Below are 1238 nucleotides of genomic sequence, written 5' to 3'. Positions count from 1 at the left end.
CGCCTGGAACGCACCGCCACCGACGTGCGTGGGCAGGTGCTGGAGCGCGATGCCGATGGTAGCAGCGCGCTGGTGCCCAACCTGGGTCGCAAGCGCTACTCCTCGGTGCTGCCGCAGCTCAATGTGCGCTTTTCGCCGCGCAGTGACCTGAACCTGCGGTTGGGCCTGACCCGCAGCTTTGCCCGCCCGAACTTCGGTGACATCAATCCGGGTGGCTCGTTCATGGAGGCCGATGGCACCTTTACTTCCGGCAATGCCGATCTTGACCCGACCTATTCGGACAACCTGGATCTGATGGCCGAGTGGTATGCCGGACCGCTGGGCCTGCTGTCCGGCGGCGTGTTCTACAAGAACATCAGCAACCCGGTGTTCCAGAGCAGCAGCACCGGCAATTTCAACGGCAACAGCAATGTCACCTTCTACCGGCCCGAGAACGGCGACGACGCCAAGCTGTGGGGTGCCGAGTTCGCCTTCGTGCGCCGCTTCGATTTCCTGCCGGGCCTGTGGAGCAATTTCGGCATCAACGCCAACCTGACCCTGATGGATTCGCGCATGCGCATCCCGGGCCGCAGCGGCAACGTACCGATCACCGGCCAGGCCGACCGTCTCTACAACGTCACCGTGTACTACGACGATGGTGCGTTCGCCGCCCGGCTGGCGACCAACCACAAGGGCGCCTACATCGAATCGCATGGCGACAGCAGCACCACCGATGCCTGGTACGGTGCCAACACCTCGGTCGACTTCAGCGCGTCCTACACGTTTGATCGCTGGACCGTGTTCGCTGAACTGAGCAACCTGACCAACGAACCGCTGAAGTACTACCAGGGCAGCCCGCAGCGGCCGCTGCAGGTGGAGTATTACGGCCGCCGCGCGCAGATCGGCCTGAAATACCTGTTCCAGTAGGCCGCACGCGCTCTGTAGCGTCGATCCATGCTCGACTGCGTGTGCGCCGCATTCACCGCACCAGCGTGACCGCCTGCCCGGCCCGGGCGAAGGCCTGGCCCAGCAATGGGCCTGCCTTGATCGCCTGCACTTCCTCGAACAGTGCCTGCAACGCATCGGCCGGGCGCGAGGCTGGCGCCGCGACCGCCTGCTGGATCACGGTGAAGCGATCGGCCAGCACGCGGGGGCCAGGATGCGACCGCGCCCAGGCTTCCAGTGGCTGGCGCACGCCGGCGGCAGCATCCAGGTGCTGCTGGTCGAACAGGTCAATGGCGGCCGCAGAGGTGTCGGCG

General features: G+C 65.4%; 1 protein-coding gene and 1 pseudogene. One reads left to right on the top strand and one right to left on the bottom strand.

Going from position 1 to position 1238, the window contains the following annotated elements; translation table 11 throughout:
• Positions 1-906, top strand: a 906-nt coding sequence (locus ACFQ6N_RS40950; RefSeq protein ID WP_380659213.1) for a TonB-dependent receptor domain-containing protein, incomplete at its 5' end; no start/stop codon positions are given.
• A gap of 52 nt (positions 907-958) precedes the next feature.
• On the opposite strand, the pseudogene ACFQ6N_RS40945 reads toward ACFQ6N_RS40950, so the two are convergent.
• Positions 959-1238, bottom strand: a pseudogene (locus tag ACFQ6N_RS40945) (ABC transporter substrate-binding protein); the annotation flags it as partial.

It is taken from the genome of Kitasatospora sp. NPDC056446, from assembly GCF_042796115.1.
In the GTDB taxonomy this organism is placed as follows: Bacteria; Actinomycetota; Actinomycetes; order Streptomycetales; family Streptomycetaceae; genus Kitasatospora.
The sequence above is the reverse complement of the archived record's forward strand: the minus strand, read 5'-3'. Positions and strand labels throughout refer to the sequence as shown.